This window comes from Nonomuraea sp. N2-4H, assembly GCF_045291505.1.
GTDB lineage: Bacteria > Actinomycetota > Actinomycetes > Streptosporangiales > Streptosporangiaceae > Nonomuraea > Nonomuraea fastidiosa.
On sequence record NZ_CP147987.1, the window covers coordinates 1,315,954 to 1,334,889 of the forward strand.

Annotated in this window: 17 protein-coding genes; 7 read left to right on the plus strand and 10 right to left on the minus strand. The window is 71.3% G+C overall.

Annotation, left to right across the window (positions count from 1 at the left end):
• The first annotated feature begins 60 nt into the window (after nucleotides 1-60).
• Nucleotides 61-1,209, plus strand: coding sequence for a hypothetical protein (locus tag WBK31_RS06075; RefSeq protein ID WP_406674446.1), 1,149 nt, complete (start codon nucleotides 61-63; stop codon nucleotides 1,207-1,209).
• A 74-nt stretch (nucleotides 1,210-1,283) separates the two neighbouring features.
• Here WBK31_RS06075 and WBK31_RS06080 read toward each other — a convergent pair whose 3' ends face one another.
• A complete protein-coding gene (locus WBK31_RS06080) occupies nucleotides 1,284-2,348 on the minus strand; it encodes a LacI family DNA-binding transcriptional regulator (protein WP_364067559.1) in 1,065 nt (354 codons plus the stop codon).
• A 177-nt stretch (nucleotides 2,349-2,525) separates the two neighbouring features.
• Between WBK31_RS06080 and WBK31_RS06085 the strand changes: the two genes are divergently transcribed.
• The gene (locus WBK31_RS06085; protein WP_364067561.1) at nucleotides 2,526-3,740 is read left to right on the plus strand and encodes a sn-glycerol-3-phosphate ABC transporter ATP-binding protein UgpC; all 1,215 of its coding nucleotides are present in this window, start codon (nucleotides 2,526-2,528) and stop codon (nucleotides 3,738-3,740) included.
• A gap of 128 nt (nucleotides 3,741-3,868) precedes the next feature.
• Here WBK31_RS06085 and WBK31_RS06090 read toward each other — a convergent pair whose 3' ends face one another.
• On the minus strand, nucleotides 3,869-4,618 hold the full coding sequence (locus WBK31_RS06090) for an SDR family oxidoreductase (protein WP_364067563.1): 750 nt from the start codon (nucleotides 4,616-4,618) through the stop codon (nucleotides 3,869-3,871).
• A 254-nt stretch (nucleotides 4,619-4,872) separates the two neighbouring features.
• Complete coding sequence (locus WBK31_RS06095) at nucleotides 4,873-5,208, minus strand: carboxymuconolactone decarboxylase family protein (protein ID WP_364067565.1); 336 nt, start codon at nucleotides 5,206-5,208, stop codon at nucleotides 4,873-4,875.
• A 248-nt stretch (nucleotides 5,209-5,456) separates the two neighbouring features.
• Between WBK31_RS06095 and WBK31_RS06100 the strand changes: the two genes are divergently transcribed.
• Nucleotides 5,457-7,652, plus strand: a complete 2,196-nt coding sequence (locus WBK31_RS06100; RefSeq protein ID WP_364067567.1) for an AAA family ATPase — start codon at nucleotides 5,457-5,459, stop codon at nucleotides 7,650-7,652.
• Nucleotides 7,653-7,674: 22 nt separating this feature from the next.
• On the opposite strand, the gene WBK31_RS06105 is transcribed toward WBK31_RS06100, so the two are convergent.
• Nucleotides 7,675-8,673: a methyltransferase domain-containing protein gene (locus WBK31_RS06105; RefSeq protein WP_406674447.1), complete on the minus strand. Its 999-nt coding sequence runs from the start codon at nucleotides 8,671-8,673 to the stop codon at nucleotides 7,675-7,677.
• Between WBK31_RS06105 and WBK31_RS06110 the strand changes: the two genes are divergently transcribed.
• The gene (locus tag WBK31_RS06110) at nucleotides 8,555-9,721 is read left to right on the plus strand and encodes a TerC family protein (protein WP_364067572.1); all 1,167 of its coding nucleotides are present in this window, start codon (nucleotides 8,555-8,557) and stop codon (nucleotides 9,719-9,721) included. The two genes, WBK31_RS06105 and WBK31_RS06110, sit on opposite strands and share 119 nt — an antisense overlap.
• A gap of 18 nt (nucleotides 9,722-9,739) precedes the next feature.
• On the opposite strand, the gene WBK31_RS06115 is transcribed toward WBK31_RS06110, so the two are convergent.
• Both WBK31_RS06115 and WBK31_RS06120 read right to left on the minus strand, forming a co-directional pair.
• On the minus strand, nucleotides 9,740-10,195 hold the full coding sequence (locus tag WBK31_RS06115) for a hemerythrin domain-containing protein (RefSeq protein ID WP_406675454.1): 456 nt from the start codon (nucleotides 10,193-10,195) through the stop codon (nucleotides 9,740-9,742).
• On the minus strand, nucleotides 10,081-11,232 hold the full coding sequence (locus tag WBK31_RS06120; RefSeq protein WP_406674448.1) for an LLM class flavin-dependent oxidoreductase: 1,152 nt from the start codon (nucleotides 11,230-11,232) through the stop codon (nucleotides 10,081-10,083). The genes WBK31_RS06115 and WBK31_RS06120 overlap by 115 nt, the downstream gene beginning before the upstream one ends.
• Nucleotides 11,233-11,303: 71 nt before the next feature.
• Between WBK31_RS06120 and WBK31_RS06125 the strand changes: the two genes are divergently transcribed.
• Nucleotides 11,304-11,795, plus strand: coding sequence for a hypothetical protein (locus tag WBK31_RS06125; RefSeq protein WP_406674449.1), 492 nt, complete (start codon nucleotides 11,304-11,306; stop codon nucleotides 11,793-11,795).
• An 89-nt stretch (nucleotides 11,796-11,884) separates the two neighbouring features.
• Nucleotides 11,885-12,904, plus strand: a complete 1,020-nt coding sequence (gene glnII, locus WBK31_RS06130) for a glutamine synthetase (protein ID WP_364067578.1) — start codon at nucleotides 11,885-11,887, stop codon at nucleotides 12,902-12,904.
• Here glnII and WBK31_RS06135 read toward each other — a convergent pair.
• The 4 genes from WBK31_RS06135 to WBK31_RS06150 form a co-directional block, all read right to left on the minus strand.
• Nucleotides 12,799-14,511: an aldehyde dehydrogenase family protein gene (locus WBK31_RS06135; protein ID WP_406674450.1), complete on the minus strand. Its 1,713-nt coding sequence runs from the start codon at nucleotides 14,509-14,511 to the stop codon at nucleotides 12,799-12,801. The genes glnII and WBK31_RS06135 overlap by 106 nt on opposite strands.
• 205 nt (nucleotides 14,512-14,716) lie before the next feature.
• Nucleotides 14,717-15,619 (minus strand): alpha/beta fold hydrolase, encoded by a 903-nt coding sequence (locus tag WBK31_RS06140; protein ID WP_406674451.1) that lies wholly within the window; start codon nucleotides 15,617-15,619, stop codon nucleotides 14,717-14,719.
• A 74-nt stretch (nucleotides 15,620-15,693) separates the two neighbouring features.
• Entirely contained in the window at nucleotides 15,694-15,963 is a 270-nt protein-coding gene (locus WBK31_RS06145) for a DUF1876 domain-containing protein (protein WP_364067584.1), read from the minus strand.
• A 281-nt stretch (nucleotides 15,964-16,244) separates the two neighbouring features.
• Complete coding sequence (locus WBK31_RS06150; protein ID WP_364067586.1) at nucleotides 16,245-16,787, minus strand: cupin domain-containing protein; 543 nt, start codon at nucleotides 16,785-16,787, stop codon at nucleotides 16,245-16,247.
• Between the two features lie 355 nt (nucleotides 16,788-17,142).
• Here WBK31_RS06150 and WBK31_RS06155 point away from each other — a divergent pair, with 355 nt between their 5' ends.
• Nucleotides 17,143-18,927: an SWIM zinc finger family protein gene (locus WBK31_RS06155; protein ID WP_406674452.1), complete on the plus strand. Its 1,785-nt coding sequence runs from the start codon at nucleotides 17,143-17,145 to the stop codon at nucleotides 18,925-18,927.
• Nucleotides 18,928-18,936 lie beyond the last annotated feature (9 nt).

An 18,936-nucleotide genomic window follows, 5' to 3' on the forward strand; every position in this document is an offset into this window, starting at 1 on the left:
ACGCGTGCGGGCCGGTGGGTAATCAACCCCGTTGTCGCTGGTCGGCCCGCAGGGAGCGTGATGACGATCAATCCGTATGCCGGCAACCCGTACGCGGGATCGCCCTTCACCTACGCCGCCGAGCCCGCCGTGTCGCCGTACGCGATCGTCGAGCTCATGCCCGGCGTGCGCAACCTGTGCGAGTACGCCCGCGTGGCTCCGGGTGACCGGGTGCTGCTGCTGATGGAGCACACCGTGGACCCGGTGGTGGTGCAGGCCATCGCCGCAGCGGCGGCGCTGCGCGACGCGGACGTGCGCATCCTGTCGGTGCCGCCGTTCAGCGCGGGCGGCTGGGACCGCGAGGCGCCGCTGCAGATCGAGACCGCCGCCTTCCGCGAGGCCGACGTGGTGATCAGCGGCACCTGGTGGGGCGAGGTCCACACGGCGCCGCTGTTCTTCGACCAGATCAGGGCGCGCTCGGCCCGGTTCGTGTCGCTGCACATGACCGCGACGGCCGGCGCGCTGCTGACCGGCGCCCGGCTGCCCGTCGAGGTCTTCTACGCGCTGGTGGCCAGGGCGCTGCGGCAGCTCTCCACGGCCTCGTCGATCAGGGTGACCTCCGCGCGGGGCACCGACCTGACCTTCGGCGGCTTCACGTTCGAGGACCCCGGGCCCGGCGGGCTGCGGCCCGGCGACTGGCGGCCGTTCCCGTACGGGGGTGTCAACTTCTGGCCGACCGAGACCGAAGGCGTGCTCGTCGTCGAGGACTCCACGGTCACCGGCGTCCCCGAGGAGCCGCTGCGCATCACGCTCGAAGGCAACCTCGTCCGCAAGATCGAGGGCGGCGCGGCCGCCGCGCAGCTGCGCAGGTACGCGCCCGAGGGCTTCTACATGCGGCACGCGCTGTTCGGGCTCAATCCGAAGGTGCGGCTGGCCGGCGGCACCCAGTTCGAACGGGAGAAGCACGCCGGCGCCTTCTACTGCGGGCTCGACGGACTGACCGGCGGCGTGCCGGTGACGTCCGGGCCCGGCTTCGCCCACTGTGACTGCCAGGTGGACCGGCCGACCGTGGTGGTGGACGGCGAGCTGTTCGTCGAGGACGGGCGGCTGCTGATGCTGGACGAGCCGGAGATCAAGCAGGTGGCCGCCCGCTTCGGCCCGCCCGAGGTGATCCTCGACGACAACCCGGTGATGGTCCTGCCCCGCCGCTACACGGGCGGCGCCGCGTAACGAGAGCCGCCCGCCCGGCTCCTGAGCGTCGGGCCCGGCCCAGCGCACGGGTACCAGCGTCGCGTGAAAACGGCTCAGCGGCGGGGGCCGCAGCTACCCCGGACGATCAGCTCCGTGGGCAGCACCACCGAGCGCTGCCGCCGCCCGCCCGAGCGCAGCACCAGCTCGGCCGCCCGATAGCCCATGTCGCGTCCCGGCTGGGCGACGACGGTCAGCGGCGGTGAGCACAGCTCGGCCCAGGGCACGTCGTCGTACATGATGAGCGAGACGTCCCTCGGCACCCGCAGGTCCAGCTCCCTGGCCGCGAGCACGGCCGCCTCGCCGAGCACGTTTCCGCCCGCGACCACCGCCGTCAGGTCGGGGCGGCTCTGGAACAGCCCGGAGGCGGCGGCGTAGGCGGAGTCGCGGCTGCCGGTGCCGAACACGATCAGCTCCTCGTCCAGCGGCTCGCCCACCGCCTCCCTGAAGGCCGCGGCCCGCCGGTCGTGGCCTGGGCCGCCGATGAAGGCGATGCGCCGGTGGCCGAGCCCGCGCAGGTAGCGCACCGCCGTACGGATGCCGCCCCGGTCGTCGGCCACCACGGACGGCACGTCCAGCGGCTTGGCGCGGGCCGGAGGAGGCGCGGCGCCGTCGAGCAGCAGCAGGTCGTTGAGGGCGCTGACCGCGGGATCCTCCTCCACGGGCGGTGCGGCGGGCAGCCGGTCGGCGAAGACCACCGTCATGCCGGCGCGGATCGCCGGCGCCCAGCTCTCCTCGTCGCCGGACGGCACCGCGATGAGCCGGTCGACGCTCTGCTCCAGCAGCATGCCGATCAGCTCCGACTCCTGCTCGGGGTCGCCTCCCGTGGAGCCGATCACCACCGGCTCACCGGCCGAGCGGGCGCAGGCGAGCACGCCCTCGGCGAGCTGCGCGTGGAAGGTGTCGGTCAGGTCGGGAACGAGCAGGCCCATGCCGCCGGTGCGGCGCTGGCGCAGGTTGCGGCCGAGCGCGCTGGGGCGGTAGTCGAGCTGCGCGGCGACGGCCAGAACGCGCTCGCGGGTCTGCGGGCTGGCCGAGCCTCCCGACAGCACCCGGGAGACGGTGGCGACGCCCACGCCGGCCGCCTCCGCCACATCTTTGATCGTCGCCCGCTTCGCCATGGAAACGATTCCATCATGGTTTCCGGTAAAGGAAAAGGTTTAGAGACGACAAAGGCTGGTCATGCCGTAACCCTTGACACTCATGTCCGTTTCGGGTGAGATGCTTGAAAACGTATCCACGCAAGTGGGAAACGGGACCAACATCCGGGCTGCAGCCCTGGAGCGCGAAGGAATGTCATGGCATCCATCGTTCTGACGAACGTCGACAAGGTCTACGCCGGTGGCGTCAAGGCCGTGAACGGACTCAACCTTGAAATCAAGGACGGCGAGTTCATGGTGCTCGTCGGCCCGTCCGGTTGCGGTAAGTCGACCGCGCTCCGGATGATCGCCGGCCTGGAGGACATCAGCGCCGGTGAGATCGCCATCGGCGGCAAGGTGGTCAACCACCTCCCGCCGAAGGACCGCGACATCGCGATGGTCTTCCAGAACTACGCGCTGTACCCGCACATGACGGTCGAGGAGAACCTCGCCTTCGGCCTCAAGCTCCGCAAGATGCCCAAGCCGGAGATCCAGAAGCGGGTCAACGAGGCCGCCAAGATGCTCGGCCTGGAGACCTACCTCAAGCGCAAGCCGGCCGCGCTCTCCGGTGGTCAGCGTCAGCGTGTCGCCATGGGCCGCGCCATCGTGCGTGAGCCGCAGGCGTTCCTCATGGACGAGCCGCTGTCCAACCTGGACGCCAAGCTCCGCGTCTCCATGCGCGCCTCGCTCAACCAGATGCACGAGCGCCTCGGCGTCACCACCGTCTACGTCACGCACGACCAGGTCGAGGCCATGACCCTCGGCGACCGCGTCTGCGTGCTCCGCGACGGCATCCTCCAGCAGGTCGACACCCCGCAGAACCTGTTCGACAAGCCCGTCAACCTCTTCGTGGCCGGCTTCATGGGCTCGCCCGCGATGAACTTCGTCACCGCCGAGCTGGTCCGCACCGACGACGGCCCCGCGGTGGCCTTCGCCGACGTCAAGCTGCCGATCCCCGAGTCGACCTTCTCCGACAAGCCGGGCCTCGACCAGTACATCGGCAAGAAGATCATCCTGGGCATCCGTCCCTCCGACTTCGAGGACGCCGCCTCCGCCGGCAACCACGCCAACGGCTGGGCCACGCTGCCCGTCAAGGCGGAGGTCACCGAGGAGCTGGGCTCCGAGATCAACGTCCTGTTCCTGATCGACGCCCCGCCGGTCGAGCACAAGGACACCGTGGCCGCCGCCGACGCCGGTGACGACGACGACGCCTCGCTGCCGCTGTCGGGCGACAAGTCCCTGTGGACCGCCCGCGTCAACGCCCGCAGCCACGTGCGCCCCGGCCAGCAGATCGACCTGGTCGTCGACACGCACAACATGCACTTCTTCGACGCGTCCTCGGGTCTGGCCATCGGTCACGAGGCCAACCGCTGAGGCACCGGCCTCCCATTCCCGGTCGCGGCTAGACGCCCGCGACCGTCCGGGCCCCCACCGCGACCCCCTCCCGCGGCGGGGGCCCATTCTTCTTCAGAGCCCCCGGCGCGTGTACGGCGCGGCGGCCCTCAGCGGCCGATCCGCTGCGACACCTTCTCCTGCACGCTGCGCGGTACGAGCCTCCCGACCGCCACGATCGTCTTGTAACGCAGGTCGGGGATCGACACCCGCTTGCCGAGCGCGAGGTCCCGCATCGCGGCGCGCACCACGTCGTCCGCCTTGAGCCACAGGAAACCCGGGATCGACGACGTGTCCATCGACGCACGCTGGTGGAACTCGGTCCTGACGAAACCGGGGCACAGCGCCATGATCTTGATGCGCGGGTTGCCCACCTCGGCGGCGGCCGACTGGCTGAAGTTCACCACCCACGCCTTCGAGGCGCTGTAGGTGCCCCGGGTGAAGAACGCCGCCACCGACGCCACGTTCACGATCGCGCCGCGGTCGCGCTCGCGCATGCCGGGCAGGGCCGCAAGCGTCAGCCGCAGCACCGCCTCGCAGTGCACCCTGAGCATGCGCACCTCGCGCTCGGCGGGAACGTCGGGGAAGTGGCCCGCGTTGCCGAAACCGGCGTTGTTGATCAGGAGATCGACGCCCTCGCGCACGCGTGACTCCACCTTGGCCAGGCCCTCCTCGGTGGCCAGGTCGGCGGGCAGCACCTCGACGGGAACGCCGTATCTCAGCTTCAGCTGGTCGGCGGTGCGGGCAAGACGGAGCTCGTCCCGGGCCACGAGGACGAGCGAAAACGCGTCGGCGGCCAGGCGCCGGGCGAAAGCGGCGCCGATCCCAGAGGTGGCGCCGGTGATCAGTGCGGTAGGCATGTCTGAACCCTAACGTTCGTGGCAGGATGAGGCCCGTGCGCCTCGTCGCGGCCGTGAGCTCCTCAGCGCTCCTGCCCGGTGCCCTGCCGGCACGCACGCCGGCCGCCCCGGCTCCCGGCACGCCGCCGCCCGCCCCACCACGGCCAGGACCTCGGCACGAGAACGCCTGGCAGGAGGCCGACCGGCAGCCGGCCGGCGCGAAGGGCGGCGCCGGGTTCTGTGCGGTGAGGACGCGGGCGGCGAGCTTTACGCGCTCAGCCTGCGGGGTCCGCTCGATCGCGTCGATCCTGCCTGACGCGTTCGATCAGCGACTCGACCTGGTCGTTCAGCTTCGCGCCGCGGGCCCAGCCGGCGTAGTGGGTGAGGAAGATCACCACCTCGCGCAGCTCCGCCTCGTTCAGCTCTCCGGCGCGCAGGGCGACGTCGAGCTGCACGTCGAGCAGGTCATGCAGGCCCTGGCCGACGAGCAATCCGAGCAGGAGCAGCCGGCGCTCCCTGACCGACAGCACCGGACGTGACCAGACCTCGGCGAAGATCCGCTCGGCGGTCATGCCGAAGGAGTCGACGGTCTCCATGGCGGGTTCTGTCATTGCGCACTCCGCGGGTGTCGGAAGGGATCCTCATATCTTTCGCTACTTCCCGAGATGAACCAATGGGAGGTTGCATGAACGTTGGAACTCCGCGTTGCGAACCCGCCCCCGGCCCTCGGATGCCGTATCTCAAGTAAAGCCAACGCGCGGCCAAGATTTGGTCAAGAATTTCTGCGCGCAATCGGGCCTCAATCCGCGAGAAACGGGCACAACCTCTGCGGTGATCCGTTAAGCGGAGGTAAGCCCTGGTGAAGACGGCACGGGCCGCGCTCGCGCATGCCCGGCGCGGGTTCGTACACGCTGCTCGGGGCGGCGTCGAGACGTATCTTCCCGGCGACATCACGACCCGTTTGCGGGACGTGTGGGGGCAGGACCACGTCGTCGAGCGCGTACGCGAGGACATCGTCGTCCTCGAACGGCCCGACGAGATCGAGCGGCGCGGCGGGTACGTGCCCGGCGGCCTGCTGCTGTGGGGGCCGCCCGGCACCGGCAAGTCGCTCTTGGCCGAGGCGGTGGCAGGGGAGACCGGCAAGCCCTACGTGTACGTGGACTCGAACACGTTCATGGGACTCGGCGTCCTCAAGGTCAGGTTCCTGTTCAGGAGGCTGCGCGGGCTCGCAGCGCGCCATGGCGGCGTCGTCGTCTTCTTCGACCAGGCGGACGCGCTCGGCGGCTCCGGCGTCCTGCGATCCCTCACCGCCGAGCTGACCGGGCTCACCAGGCCGCGCGGGTTCGTCAACCGGCTGGTCCGTCCGCTGCTCGGCATGCCGCCCGAGCCGCCGCCCGCGTACCGCATCTTCGTGATCATGGCCGCCGGGCGGCCCGACGCGCTCGACGAGGCGCTGCTGCGGCCCGGCCGTATCGACCGCGTCTACCAGGTCGGCCATCCGTCCAAGGCCGGGCGCGTGCGCATCTTCCAGGGATGCCTCGGCAAGGTGGCGCACCAGCTGACCGCCGAGCAGATCGACAGGCTCGCCGCCGTCACCCCGTACGCCACCGGCGCCGAGATCAAGGACCTCGTCAACGAGGCGCTCATCGCCGCCATCGGGGCCGGACGGGAGGTCATCACCTGGTCTGACATGCTGCGGGCCAGACGGCTCAAGCGGTTCGGGGCGGCCGAGGAGGTCGAGCGCGCCGAACGGCACGCCCTGGCCGTGCACGAGGCGTGCCACGCCGTCATCGCGTACGTCACCCGCCCCCACCGTGATCTCGACGTCGCCACCGTCGAGAAGGGCACCTGCCACCTCGGTCCGGTCAGGACAGAGGAGGCCCGGTGGAAGTCCGATCACGAGGCCGACATCATGGTCGCCCTCGCCTCGCTGGCGGGTGAGCGCATGTTCTTCGGCGGCGACAGCTCCTGCGGGGTTTCCGAGGACCTGTACGCCGCCACGTACCTGATGGCTTCGATGGAGTCGCGCTGGGGGATGGGCACCGGCCTCGCCTCCCTGCCCGCGCTCCAGAAGCTGGAAATCAGGCCCGCGCCCGGCGCCGTCGGCGAGCGTGTCGAGGCCGGCCTCGCCCGGCTGCTCGAACGGACCGGGGAGCTGCTGCGGGAACACCGCCGCGAGGTGCTGTGCCTGGCGCACGCGCTGGAGACGCACGGGACGCTCGACGGTGACGACGCCGTCGCGGTCATCCGCGCCGAGCGGGGGCCGCTGATCGACGGCACCGTGTACGCCTCCGACGCGTTCTACCAGGCGCTGGAGGACTACCACCGGGACGCCGTCAAGGCGCACTGGGCGCACAGCCCGATCGACAGGGATCCGCCGGTGCCGCCCAGCACCGCCCTGCCGCCCGGGGCCGTCCTGCCACCGGGTGCCGCCCTGCCGCCCAAGGCCGCCGTGCCGCCCGGGGCCGCCGTGCCGGGGGACCGGCCGCAGTTCGTGCCCTGGGCCGCCGCGGCGCCGCCCCGGCAGCCGTTCGCCCAGCGGCCCGGACGACCGTCCGCTCGGCCACCCGGGCAGCCGGCGCAGCCGTCGGCCCCGCCGGCGGTTCCGGCGACGGCTCCGGCGGCGGCGGGGGCCGGGTCGTCGGTGTGGCGGCGGACCGCCGGGCGGGTCTGGGCCGTCGTCGCGAGCGCCCTCGTCCTCGTCCTGCTCTCCCTGCTCACCGCGCTGGCCGTCACGGGCACGCTGTCTCGCACCGGCGGTGTCGCCGAGCCGGGCGGCAGGGCGGGCGTCACCATCGTCGGGGCGGGCGGTGATGCGGTGGCCGAGCCCGGCGTCCCGTCAGCGGGGCTGCTGTTCGTGCTGTTCGTGGTGATCGTGGCGGTGATCGTCGGCGCGGGGCTGGCGTACGCGGCCGTGAGACGCATGCGTACGGCGCAGCTCGCCGCAGAACGCGAACGCGACCAGGCGCACGCACGCGCCCAATTCCTGGCCGCCACGCTGGACCCGGCCACGGCCATGCGCCTGCTCGGCTACGACGGCACCGGACGTACGTGAACGAAACCGCACCGAAGCGAGGTCAGCGCTCGGCGACCACGATCATGCGGCGGCTGTCCATCGTGAGCGGCCCGCCGTCCGCGCCGAAGCCCCGCACGGCCGCGAACCCGGCGTCGAGCAGCCGGTCGCGCAGCTCGGGGAAGGTGAACATGCGCACGGAGTACGGCACGTGCCGCACCCGTCCGTCCCGGACGACCGTCCGCTTGACCACGTTCCTGCTGGTGAGCAGATCGAGCCGGTAGCGGTCGATGAGCAGGTCGCCGTCGCGCTCGACCACCGTTGACGCCTGGTAGGTGCGGACGACGGCGGCGTAGTTGTTGAGGTCGAGCGCGAGCCTGCCGCCTGGTTTGAGCGCCGCGGCGGCCTGGGCGAGCACGCGCCGGTCATCGGCGTCGTCGAAGTAGCCGAACGCGGTGAACCAGCTGACGACGCGGTCGAAGCGGCCCGTCCACGGCAGCCGCCGCATGTCGCCGTGGACGTAGTCGACGGTGACGCCGAGCTCGCCGGCCGTTGTGCGGGCGCGGTCCAGGAAGGGCTGCGAGGAGTCCAGGCCGGTGACGCGGCAGCCGCGCGCGGCGAGCCTGTTGGCGTCCGCCCGTGGCCGCAGGCGAGGTCCAGCACCTCCATGCCGGGCCGCAGATCGAGCAGCCGCCAGACCAGATCGGTCTCGGCGTCGCCGCGGGCGTCGAGGTGGTCGGCGAAGAAGTAGAGATAGTCGTCTCCGAAGAGACCTTCGGCGTCGAACGCGGGCTCTGTCACGGCGCTCCCCTCTGTCTCCTGCCGCTGAACCGTACGGGTCCCATGGTGGGATGGCCGCCGTATCGGGTACCACCCTGCGAGGAGTACGCGCACGCGAGCAGTCGCAGCCCCCACGACGGCCCGGCCAGCCGTGGGGGAGCCCGATGGACGTATCAGCGGCGGTGTGGTGGCTGACGATCCTGGGGATCGTCGCGCTGCTGGCGTTCGACTTCTTCTTCCACGTCCGCAAGGCGCACGTGCCCACCCTGCGCGAAGCGACCATCTGGTCCGCCCTGTACGTCGGCATCGCGCTGCTGTTCGGCGTGGGCGTGTGGTGGTTCGGCGGCTCGGAACCGGGCGCGGAGTACTTCGCCGGTTACGTGACGGAGAAGGCGCTGTCGGTGGACAACCTGTTCGTCTTCCTCGTCATCATGAGCAGTTTCAAGGTGCCGCGCGCCGACCAGCAGAAGGCGCTGCTGTTCGGCATCGTCTTCTCGCTGCTCGCGCGGAGCGCGTTCATCGTGCTGGGGGCCGCGCTGATCAACCTGTTCGCCTGGGTTTTCTACGTGTTCGGCCTCGTGCTGCTGATCACCGCGGGCAACCTGCTCAAGCCGGAGGGGGAGGAGAGCCACTCACCGGACAACCTCATGGTGCGTACGGCGCGCAGGCTCGTGCGCACCAGCCAGGAGTACGACGGCGACCGGCTGTTCACCACCCGGAACGGGCGGCGCGAGATGACCCCGATGCTGCTCGTCATGATCGCCCTCGGCGGCACCGACATCCTCTTCGCGCTCGACTCCATCCCCGCGATCTTCGGCCTCACCCAGAACGTCTACATCGTCTTCACCGCGACCGCGTTCTCCCTGCTGGGCCTGCGCCAGCTCTACTTCCTCATCGACGGCCTGCTCGATCGCCTCATCTACCTGACCTACGGCCTGGCCGTCATCCTCGGCTTCATCGGCGTCAAGCTGATCCTGCACGCGCTGCACGAGAACAACGTGCCGTTCATCAACGACGGCCAGCCGGTGAAGGTCGTCGAGATCAGCACCGGGCTGTCCCTCTGCGTGATCATCGGCGTGCTGGCGATCACCGTGATCGCCTCGCTGCTCAGCCCGCGCGGGCGCTCCCGCAACACGGTGTCCAGGGTCCGCCGCCACGCCCAGCAGTACCTGGACATCGAGCGCGACCCGGAGGTACGCGAGGAGATCTACCGGCGGCTGCTGGACGAGGAGGCCCGGTTGCGCGCGCTGCCGGCCAGGCACCGCGACCTCGTGGACGACCGGCTGATCTCCCTGGTGCGCCGCGCCCACGAGGAGCACGACAGAGCCTGACCGGCGCCTGACCGGGGCTCAGATGCGGATGCCGAGCCGGGCGATCGGCTCGACCAGCTCCTCCTCCTCGTACGCGAAGTGCGACGACAGCACCTGCACCAGCCGGTCCACCCCGGCCCGCACCTGCTCGATCGCGGCCGGATCAGCAAGCAGCGCCACGCACGCGGCGTCGAGCTCGCCGAGCATCTCGGCGATCACCTCGTGCTCCTGCTCCAGCTTCTTGATCACCGGTGCCAGCGTCGAGTCGCGCTCCAGGATCGCCGGGAACATCGACTCGTCCTCGATCGTGTGGTGCACGGTCAGCAGCCGGTTGAAGGTGGCGCAGAACGTGCCCAGCGTCCAGTGGTTCTGCCGCACGCTCAGCCGGTTGATCGCCGAGCGCAGCGCGCCCGCGTCCCCCTGGCCCGCGGCCACCTGCTCCACCGCGTCCTGGACCTGCCGCAGCTCCTGCCGGTAGCCGTTGTGCACCTGCACGAGATGCCTGCCCATGCGCAGCTGCTCGGGCGTGAGCGCGGCCGGGTCCCGCTTGGGCATGCGCGGACGGTCGTCCTCGTCGAGGTCGGCCCAGGCGGGCGCGGGAGAAGAGAGTGTGACGGGCGCCTCGGCCGGCTCCCCGGCGCGCCGCGTTCCCTGGCCGTTTCCTTGGACACGGCCTCGCGCACGGCCGGCGCCACCTCTTCGGCGAACGCCCGCAGGTCCCGCTCGGCGTCCTCGCCCGGCGCCAGCACGAACCCGGTCATCCCCACCTCGAACACCAGCTCCGTGAGCTGCTCCGCCCACAACGCCGCAGGCCCCTCCAGGAACCCGCGGCCCGGCAGCGGCGAGAACACGCCGCCCACGTTGTAGACCTTGCGGATGCCGGCCGGGTCGCGCCCCGCGTCCTCGGCCGCCGCGTCCAGCACCTTCGCCTGCCTGGCCACCGCCTCGGGCGGGCTGTGGAAGGACGAGGTGAGCCAGCCGTCGCCCATCCGCCCGGTCAGCTCCAGCATCCTGCGCTTCATCGCACCGATCCAGATGCCGATCGGGTGCGCGGGCAACGGCCCCGGCTTGGCCCCGCGCAGCCGATGATGCGTGCCCTCGAACGTCACCGGCGCGCCCGGCGTCCACAGCGCCCGCAGCACGGTGACGGCCTCGGCCAGCGCCTCGATCGACTCACCCGGAGACAGCCGCCGCCCGCCCATCGCGGCGATCGCGTCCCAGAACGCCCCCGCGCCCAGCCCCAGCTCCACCCGGCCGCCGCTGAGCAGGTCGAGCGAGGCGGCAGCGCGCGCCAGCACGGCGGGCGGCCGCAGCGGCACGTTCACCACGTCGGGCACCAGCCGGATCCGCTCCGTACGCGCCGCCACCACCGACAGCAGCGTCCACGTGTCCAGGAACCCCTCCTGATACGGATGGTCCTGGACCCCCACCAGATCCAGGCCGAGCCGGTCGGCCAGCGTCACGTGGCGTAGCAGCCGCTCGCGCCCCTCGGCCTCCGGCGACAGGAACGCGCCGAACCACAGATCGTGCATGTCGAAATCCCCCCGAGACGATGTTCGCACGCCCCCGTGAACCGCCGCCCGCTGCCCTCCGTCTTGAGGGTGTGCTTCGATCTCGCGCGCCGCTGACCGCCGCCCTGCTCCTGACCTGCGTCGCCTCCGTCGCCTGCGGCGGCGGGGTGGAGTGCACGGCGATCGGCACCCCGGTGGGGGTGGGCGTCACGGTGCGCGCGCCGCTCGCCGCCCGCGCGCAGGCGGCCGAGCTGGAGGTCTGCTGGGACGGCTCCTGCCGGCGCACCCGCACCGAGCTGCTGCCCAGCACGCGGGCGAGCGGGCAGACGTGCTCTGGCGACACGTGCGCGGCGACGGCCGTGCCGACCGGCGACACGCACGGCTTCGCCGGCGTCGCCGGGCTGCCCACGCGACCGGTGGAGGTACGGCTCACGCTGCTCGACGCCGGATCGCGGCCGCTGCTCGAGGGCACGGTGCGGGCCACCCCCAAGGGGCGCTATCCCAACGGGCCCCGGTGCGGCGCGGGTGGCCCTAACACCACTGTTACAGTCGGGGCCGATGGGAACATGCAGGCGGAATCCTGATTAACACGGCGTTCACATCAGAGCAAAAACCGGGAAACGGCTGTCCGTAAGACTCGGCGTGGCTTGAGAAGAACCCCGAAAGGACCGCCGTGAGCTATAAGGCTGAGTACATCTGGATCGACGGCACCGAGCCGACGGCTCTGCTGCGCTCGAAGACGAAGATCCTGGCTGACGGGGCCGAGCCGCCGGTCTGGGGGTTCGACGGGTCCAGCACCAACCAGGCCGAGGGTCACTCCTCCGACCGCGTGCTCCGGCCCGTGTTCGTCTGCCCCGACCCCATCCGCGGCGGCGACAACAAGCTCGTGCTGTGCGAGGTCGAGGAGATCGACGGCACGCCCCACGCCAGCAACACCCGCGCCCTGCTGCGCCCGGTCGCCGAGCAGTACGCCGCCCAGGAGTCCTGGTTCGGCATCGAGCAGGAGTACACCTTCTTCAAGGGCAGCCGCCCGCTCGGCTTCCCCGAGGGCGGCTTCCCCGCCCCGCAGGGCCACTACTACTGCGGTGTCGGCGCCGAGGCCGTGTTCGGCCGTGAGATCGTCGAGCTGCACCTCGACCGCTGCCTCGCCGCCGGCCTGAAGATCTCCGGCATCAACGCCGAGGTCATGCCCGGCCAGTGGGAGTTCCAGGTCGGCCCGGCCGGCCCGATCGAGGTCGCCGACCACCTCTGGGTCGCCCGCTACCTGCTCTACCGGACCGCCGAGGAGTTCGGCGTCGAGGCCACCCTCGACCCCAAGCCCGCCCGCGGCGACTGGAACGGCGCCGGCGCGCACACCAACTTCTCCACCAAGGCCATGCGCGAGAGCTACGACGCCATCATCACCGCCTGCGAGGCGCTCGGTGAGGGCGACAAGCCGATGGAGCACGTCTCCCAGTACGGCGCCGACATCGAGCTGCGCCTGACCGGCCACCACGAGACCTCGCCGTGGAACAAGTACTCCTACGGCGTGTCCGACCGCGGCGCCTCGGTGCGCATCCCGTGGCAGGTCGAGGTGGACAAGAAGGGCTACATCGAGGACCGCCGCCCCAACGCCAACGTCGACCCGTACGTGGTCACCCGCCTGCTGGTGAGCACCTGCTGCGCCGCCCTGGAGAAGGCCGGCCAGGTCTGACCCCGGCGATCTGACGCGTTGCCCTGCTTGACGGGCCCCTCGCGGGAGCGGGGGCCCGTCAGCGCGTTTTCAGGCCAGGCGGAAGTCCAGGTCGGGAACGATCTCCGCGACGTCCATCTGCGCCTTCTGCAGCCTGCCGAGTGGTCCCAGTTCATCGCCTGCCAGCGGGTGAACTGATCCAGCACCCACATGCCGGACTGGCGGCTGCCGTTGCCCGACTTGCCGTTGCCGCCGAACGGCAGGTGCGCCTCCGCGCCCGAGGTCGAGTTGTTGACGCTGACCATGCCCGCCGAGATGCCCTCGCGGAAGCGGAAGGCGTTCTTGGCGTCGGTCGTGTAGATCGAGCTGGACAGGCCGTACCCGGGCAGGTTGGCCAGCTCGATCGCCTCGTCCAGCGTCGAGAACGACGTCACGCCCACGATCGGGCCGAACGTCTCCTCCATGAACAGCCGGTCACCCGGCCGCACGCCGTCCACCACCACCGGGTGGTAGTAGAGCCCGTCAGCGCCGTCGAAGTCGCCGCGCGGGTTGTCCTTCGTGATGCGGCCCTTCGCGGCCGTCGCCACGCGGTGATGCGGCTCGATCCAGGTCAGGTACTCCTCGTAGCGGTCGGCGAACTTCTGGTCGAGCAGCGGCCCGGCCAGCACGTCCTCGCGCGGGTCGCCGATGCGGGCGGCGTCCACCGCGCGTACGAACCGCTCGAGGAACGCGTCGTGGACGCTCTCGTGCACGATCACCGTGCCGAGGCTCGTGCAGCGCTGGCCCGCCGTACCGAACCCCGAGAACAGCGCGCCCTCCACGGCCAGGTCGAGATCCGCGTCCGGCATGATCACCATCGGGTTCTTGCCGCCCAGCTCCAGGCAGGGCGACTGCAGGTGGCGACCGGCCAGCTCGCCGATCTTCCTGCCGACCGCGCTCGAACCGGTGAAGCCCACCTTCTGCACGCTGCCCGCCTCAAGGGCCAGCTCCAGGCCCCTGAACGTCTCCGCGCCGTCGGCGAACACGATGTTCAGCACGCCGTCGGGCAGCCCGGCCGCCACGAACAGCCGGTACATCGCGTGGGCGGAGGCGGCTGCGTACTCGGCGGGTTTCCACACCACCGCGTTGCCGCACAGCAGCGCCGGCACCAGGTACCACGACGGGACCGCCACGGGGAAGTTGCCCGCCGTCACCACCGCCGCCACACCGACCGGCGTGCGGAAGGTGAACAGGTTCTTGTCCGGCATCTCCGACGGGACCGTCTGCCCGTACAGCCTGCGGCCCTCGCCGAGGAAGAAGTCACAGGTGTCGACGATCTCCCTGACCTCGCCGAGCGCCTCACCGTACGGCTTGCCGATCTCCTCGGTCACCAGCGCCGCCAGGCGCTCGGCGTTCGCCTCCACCAGACGCCCGATCGAGGCGATCACCCGGCCGCGCACCGGCGCGGGCACCTTGGCCCACTCGCGCTGCGCCTCCTTGGCCGTACGGCAGGCGGCGGCGAACGTCTCGGCGTCCGCCAGCCCGACCCGGGCCACGATCTCGCCGGTGCGGGCGGGGTTGATGGAGTCGTACGTGGACGCGGACTCCGCGTCCTTGCCACCCACGATGGAAACGATCTGACGGCTCACCGCTGCCCTCCTCATAGTTCCTTCGGCTAGACAATCATCTCGCCGCAAAAAACCCAAGGTGGGTCGGGCGGGCGCGCCTTGCCGGGGTGGGCGTGAGACTTCCCGGCCGAGGCGAGGACCGCGATGCGGTCAGGTGCCGCGCACGCCCCGAGGATGGCAGGCGACGGCGGGATGCACCTTCGAGAGGGCCGGTTCGGCGACGCGATCATGCGTTCGACAGGATGAGCTTGGCGACGCGGCGCGGCACGCCCTCCGACAGCAGCGAGTGCCCCATCCCCTCGACCGTCTCCAGCCGCGCGCCCGGGATCGCGGCGGCCAGCGCCTCGCCGTGGGGGAGCGGGAGCAGCGGATCCTCGGTGCCGTGCACGACCAGCGTGGGCGCCTTGATCCGCGAGAGCGGTGCGCGCCTGTCGTCGCTCAGCACCCGCCCGGCCAGGTCGTGGTTGGCCGCGGCGGCCGGGTTCTCCGCCTCGTCGTGGGCGTACTCGGCCAGGCGCCGCGCCGCGTCCTCGTCGAACGGCAGCGCGTCGCCGCTCAGCACCCGCCACGTCTCGACGCCCGCCGCGATGCTCTCCTCGCGGGTGGTGCGCGGGGTCGTCGCCGCCGTCTTGAGGTGGTCGAGGAAGCGCGGGTGGGGTGGCGGCAGCGTGCCGGGGTCGGGGTCCTGGCCGGCCAGCGCGCGTGCCCAGATGGGGCCTTGGTCGACGTTCATGGGCGTGCTCATGACGAGGGTCAGCGCCGTGACGCGTTCCGGCCGGTGCACGCCCAGCCACTGCGCGACCGCGCCGCCGAGCGAGGCCCCGGCGATGTGGGCGGCGCCGATGCCGTACGCGTCGAGCACGGCCACGGCGTCACCGGCGAGGTCGGCGAGCGCGTACGGGTGGACGGAGAAATCGACCCAGTCGGAGCGGCCCGTGTCGCGGTGGTCGAACCGGATCACCCGCCGCCCGCCGGACACCAGAACCTCCACCAGCTCGTCCGGCCAGCCGGGGCCCGGGGTCGAGGTGCCCATGACGAGCAGCACCGCCGGATCGGCCGGATCGCCGGAGCGCTCGGTCCACAAACGCAGGTTCCCGGAATTGATGAATCGTGCTTCGTCGGCTGCCATGGCCGCGAATATAACCGCTAATTCTGCATTTATCGAATAAATGCAGAATTAGCGGAATTCGTGATATAATAGATTTACCAAGAACGGGAGGTCGGGACCGCCGCCATCGACTCGGAGATGTCGCGGTTCGTCATCGCCGCCAGCTGTCCGGCCAGGTCGGACAGCGCGCGGGAGACCGCCAGCTCGTCCCCGATCCGCGGCACGGCCGGGTCCGACGGGTTTCTCCGTGCGTGGCCCCTTCCTTCCACCCGCTGGCCGCCGGTGGTGGTCAGCGTCGCCCGTGCCGAGGTGTCATCGCCGACCTCGTCGAGCGCGATCCGTACAATCCATTCCTTCGTCTCCATGACCAACACCTCCACCCAGCCGCCTTCCCATGCGGATCCCCTTAAACCTGTCCGCGAAGATCGGCGCCAGGTGCTTGTGCGGGGCGGCGCGGACACGGGCGTACTGATCGGAGCGGATGAGCCGAACCCGGCGGAAGACGGGCTGCCGTAACGCCTGCCGTCAGGTGGAGACGCCTGGGCGCGTCAGGCGGAGGCGCTTGGGGCGTGTCAGGCGGAGACACGGTTGGGGTGCGGTCAGGTGGAGGCGCTGGGTGCGCGTCAGGTGGAGACGCCTGGGCGCGTCAGGCGGAGAAATCGGCGAAGTCGAAGCCTGGGGAGACGATGCAGCTCACCAGCACCGCCTCGTCCCCGGCCGGGCGCGCCGACTGCCAGACCCCGCCCGGCACGATCGCCTGCGGCACCTGGCCGTTCTCGACATCGGGGCCCAAGGTGACCACGGAGTCGCCGATGGTCAGCGCCAGCGGCCCACCCCGATGCCACAGCCACAGCTCCGTCGAGCGCACCACGTGCGGCACGGACTCCTCGCCCGGGTGGAGCAGGAAGTAGATGGCGGTGGCGCTGGCCCGCTCGCCCGGATAGCCGTCCGGCGTGAACGTCACCGGCGACCGCCACGTCTCCCTGAACCAGCCGCCCTCGGGGTGGGGCAGAAGATCGAGGGCAGCGGCGATGGGCGGCCGCTCGACGAAGGCGACGGGGGCGCCGGTCACGTCTCTGCGCAGAAAGCGACCGTCGAGGACGAGCTGGCCTTCCAGATCGCCGGCCAGTGCCTCCGCCTCGTCCGCCACCTCGATGGACGGGCCGTCGGGGTAGATCCGCAACTCCACACGCCGAGTTTAGGACGTACCACCTCGATCAAGGACGAGACCTGACCTATCTGCCCGTACAAGCGACGGATCACGGCCGGGTGCACCAGGGCGGAGCCGGCCACGACGGCTTCTCTGAGGCCCGGTCCACCGCTGGCGCCGGGACTCGGGTCCGAGGGTGGGTCGGTCACCTCCCCGACAAGCGCCACGAATCGAGCCGGCGACTTGACTGGGTCGGCCGACCACGGCTGTAGGGGCGCCGGCAGGGGTGGTCGAACCGGAGAGATATGGGCGGGTTCGTGAGGTGGTGAGGAGGCTGGTCACGGCTGGAAAACAGGGCCGGGAATTGTCGGTGCGGCTGGCTAGTCTGCGGCAGGTGATCGAACGGTGGAGCCGTGATCAGGTCCTCGCACTCGCCCCCGATGCCTCGTCTCGCAAGGCGGCGCAGGGCGTGGCCGCGCCCGGGAAATGGCCGGTGCGCGGCCGTACGGGCATGGTCGTTTACGGCGAGTGCAAGGGCAGCGGCGCCAAGCCCTACCTGGCGTGCGTCGACCTGAGCGAGCCCGCCTACCGCTGCAGCTGCCCGAGCCGGAAGTTCCCGTGCAAGCACGCTCTGGGGCTGCTGCTTCTGTGGTCGGAGGAGGCGGTGCCGGGTCAGGAGGCGGCGCCGCAGTGGGTGACGGAGTGGCTCGACGCACGCGCCGAACGCGCCGCCCGCCGCAAGACCGCCGCCTCGAAGGCCACCGATGGGCAGACCGCTGTCTCAGAGGCCGCTGATGGACAGACCGCTGTCTCAGAGGCCGCTGATGGGCAGACCGCAGTCTCGGATACCGCCGAGCCTGGGACCGCTGTCTCAGAGGCCGCCGAGGGGCGGACCGCTGTCTCGGAGGCCGGCGGGTCGGGGACCGCGATCCCGGAGGTCGCCGCGCTTAGGACCGCCGTGCCGGAAGAATCCGCGGTGAGCACCTCCGCCCGGGAGGTCGCCGAGACGAACACCGCCGCTGATTCCACGAGTGCCGTGTCGGCCGGGGATGGCGAGACCGCGAGCGTGACCCCCGGCGGTGGGCCGGGTGGCGGCAGGGGTGAGGCGGGCTCAGGCGGGCGAGGTGGTTCGCGTGGCTCGGGGGCGGAGTCCGTACGTCATGGGCGGGTCGCCGCCGGGCTGGCCGAGCTGGAGCGGTGGCTGGCCGACCAGGTACGCCAAGGTCTGGCGGTGGCGGCCGAGCACGACTGGGAGGGTCTGGCCAAGCGGCTGATCGACGCTCAGGCGCCCGGAGTGGCCGGCATGGTGTCGCGGCTGGCCCGCGTACGGGCCGAAGAAGGCTGGCCGGGGCGGTTGCTGGAGGAATACGCCCTGCTCAACCTGCTCGCCGTCGCCTACCGCCGGAGGGCCGAGCTGCCGCCGGACCTCGCGCGTACGGTGCTCATCCGCGTGGGGTTCCCGGTGACGAAGGAGGAGGTGCTGGCCGGGCCGGTGGTCCGCGATGTGTGGCACGTCCTGGGCCGGCGTGACGAGACGCAGGACCGGCTGACGGCCCGCCGGGTGTGGTTGCGCGGCCGTCACACGGGGCGGGCCGCTCTGATCCTGTCCTTCGCTCCCCAGGGCCGGCCGCTGGACGCGTCCCTGGTGACGGGCACCGCGATCGACGCCGACCTGGCGTACTACCCGGGCGCCGCCCCACTTCGAGCCCTGGTGGCGACCCGTTACGCCGTGGCAGCGCCTCGCCCGGCCACGGCGGCCCGTGCGATGGCGCAAGGACTCGCGGGGCCCGGTTCGGTGCCGCCCGCATCCACGGCGGCGGGGACTGGTTCGGTGCCGTTCGGATCGGCGGTGGCGGGGACTGATTCGGTATCGCCTGGATCGGCGGTGGCGGAGGCCGGTTCCGTGCCGCCGGGGATGACGGTCGCCGAGGCGCTCGACGAGATCGCCGGAGTGCTGGCCGAGGATCCGTGGACCGAGTCCTGGCCGCTCGTACTCAAGGACGTGATCCCCGACCGGCGCACCCTCGGCGGCCTCCCGCTGCACCCGCGCTCCATCGACCCGTGGCGGCTCATCGCCGTCTCCGGCGGGCACCCGCTGACCGTGGCCGTCGAATGGACCCCGGTCGGGCTGCGTCCCCTGACCACCTGGGACGAAGAGGGAACGACGGTGATCTTGTGACCGGCCGAG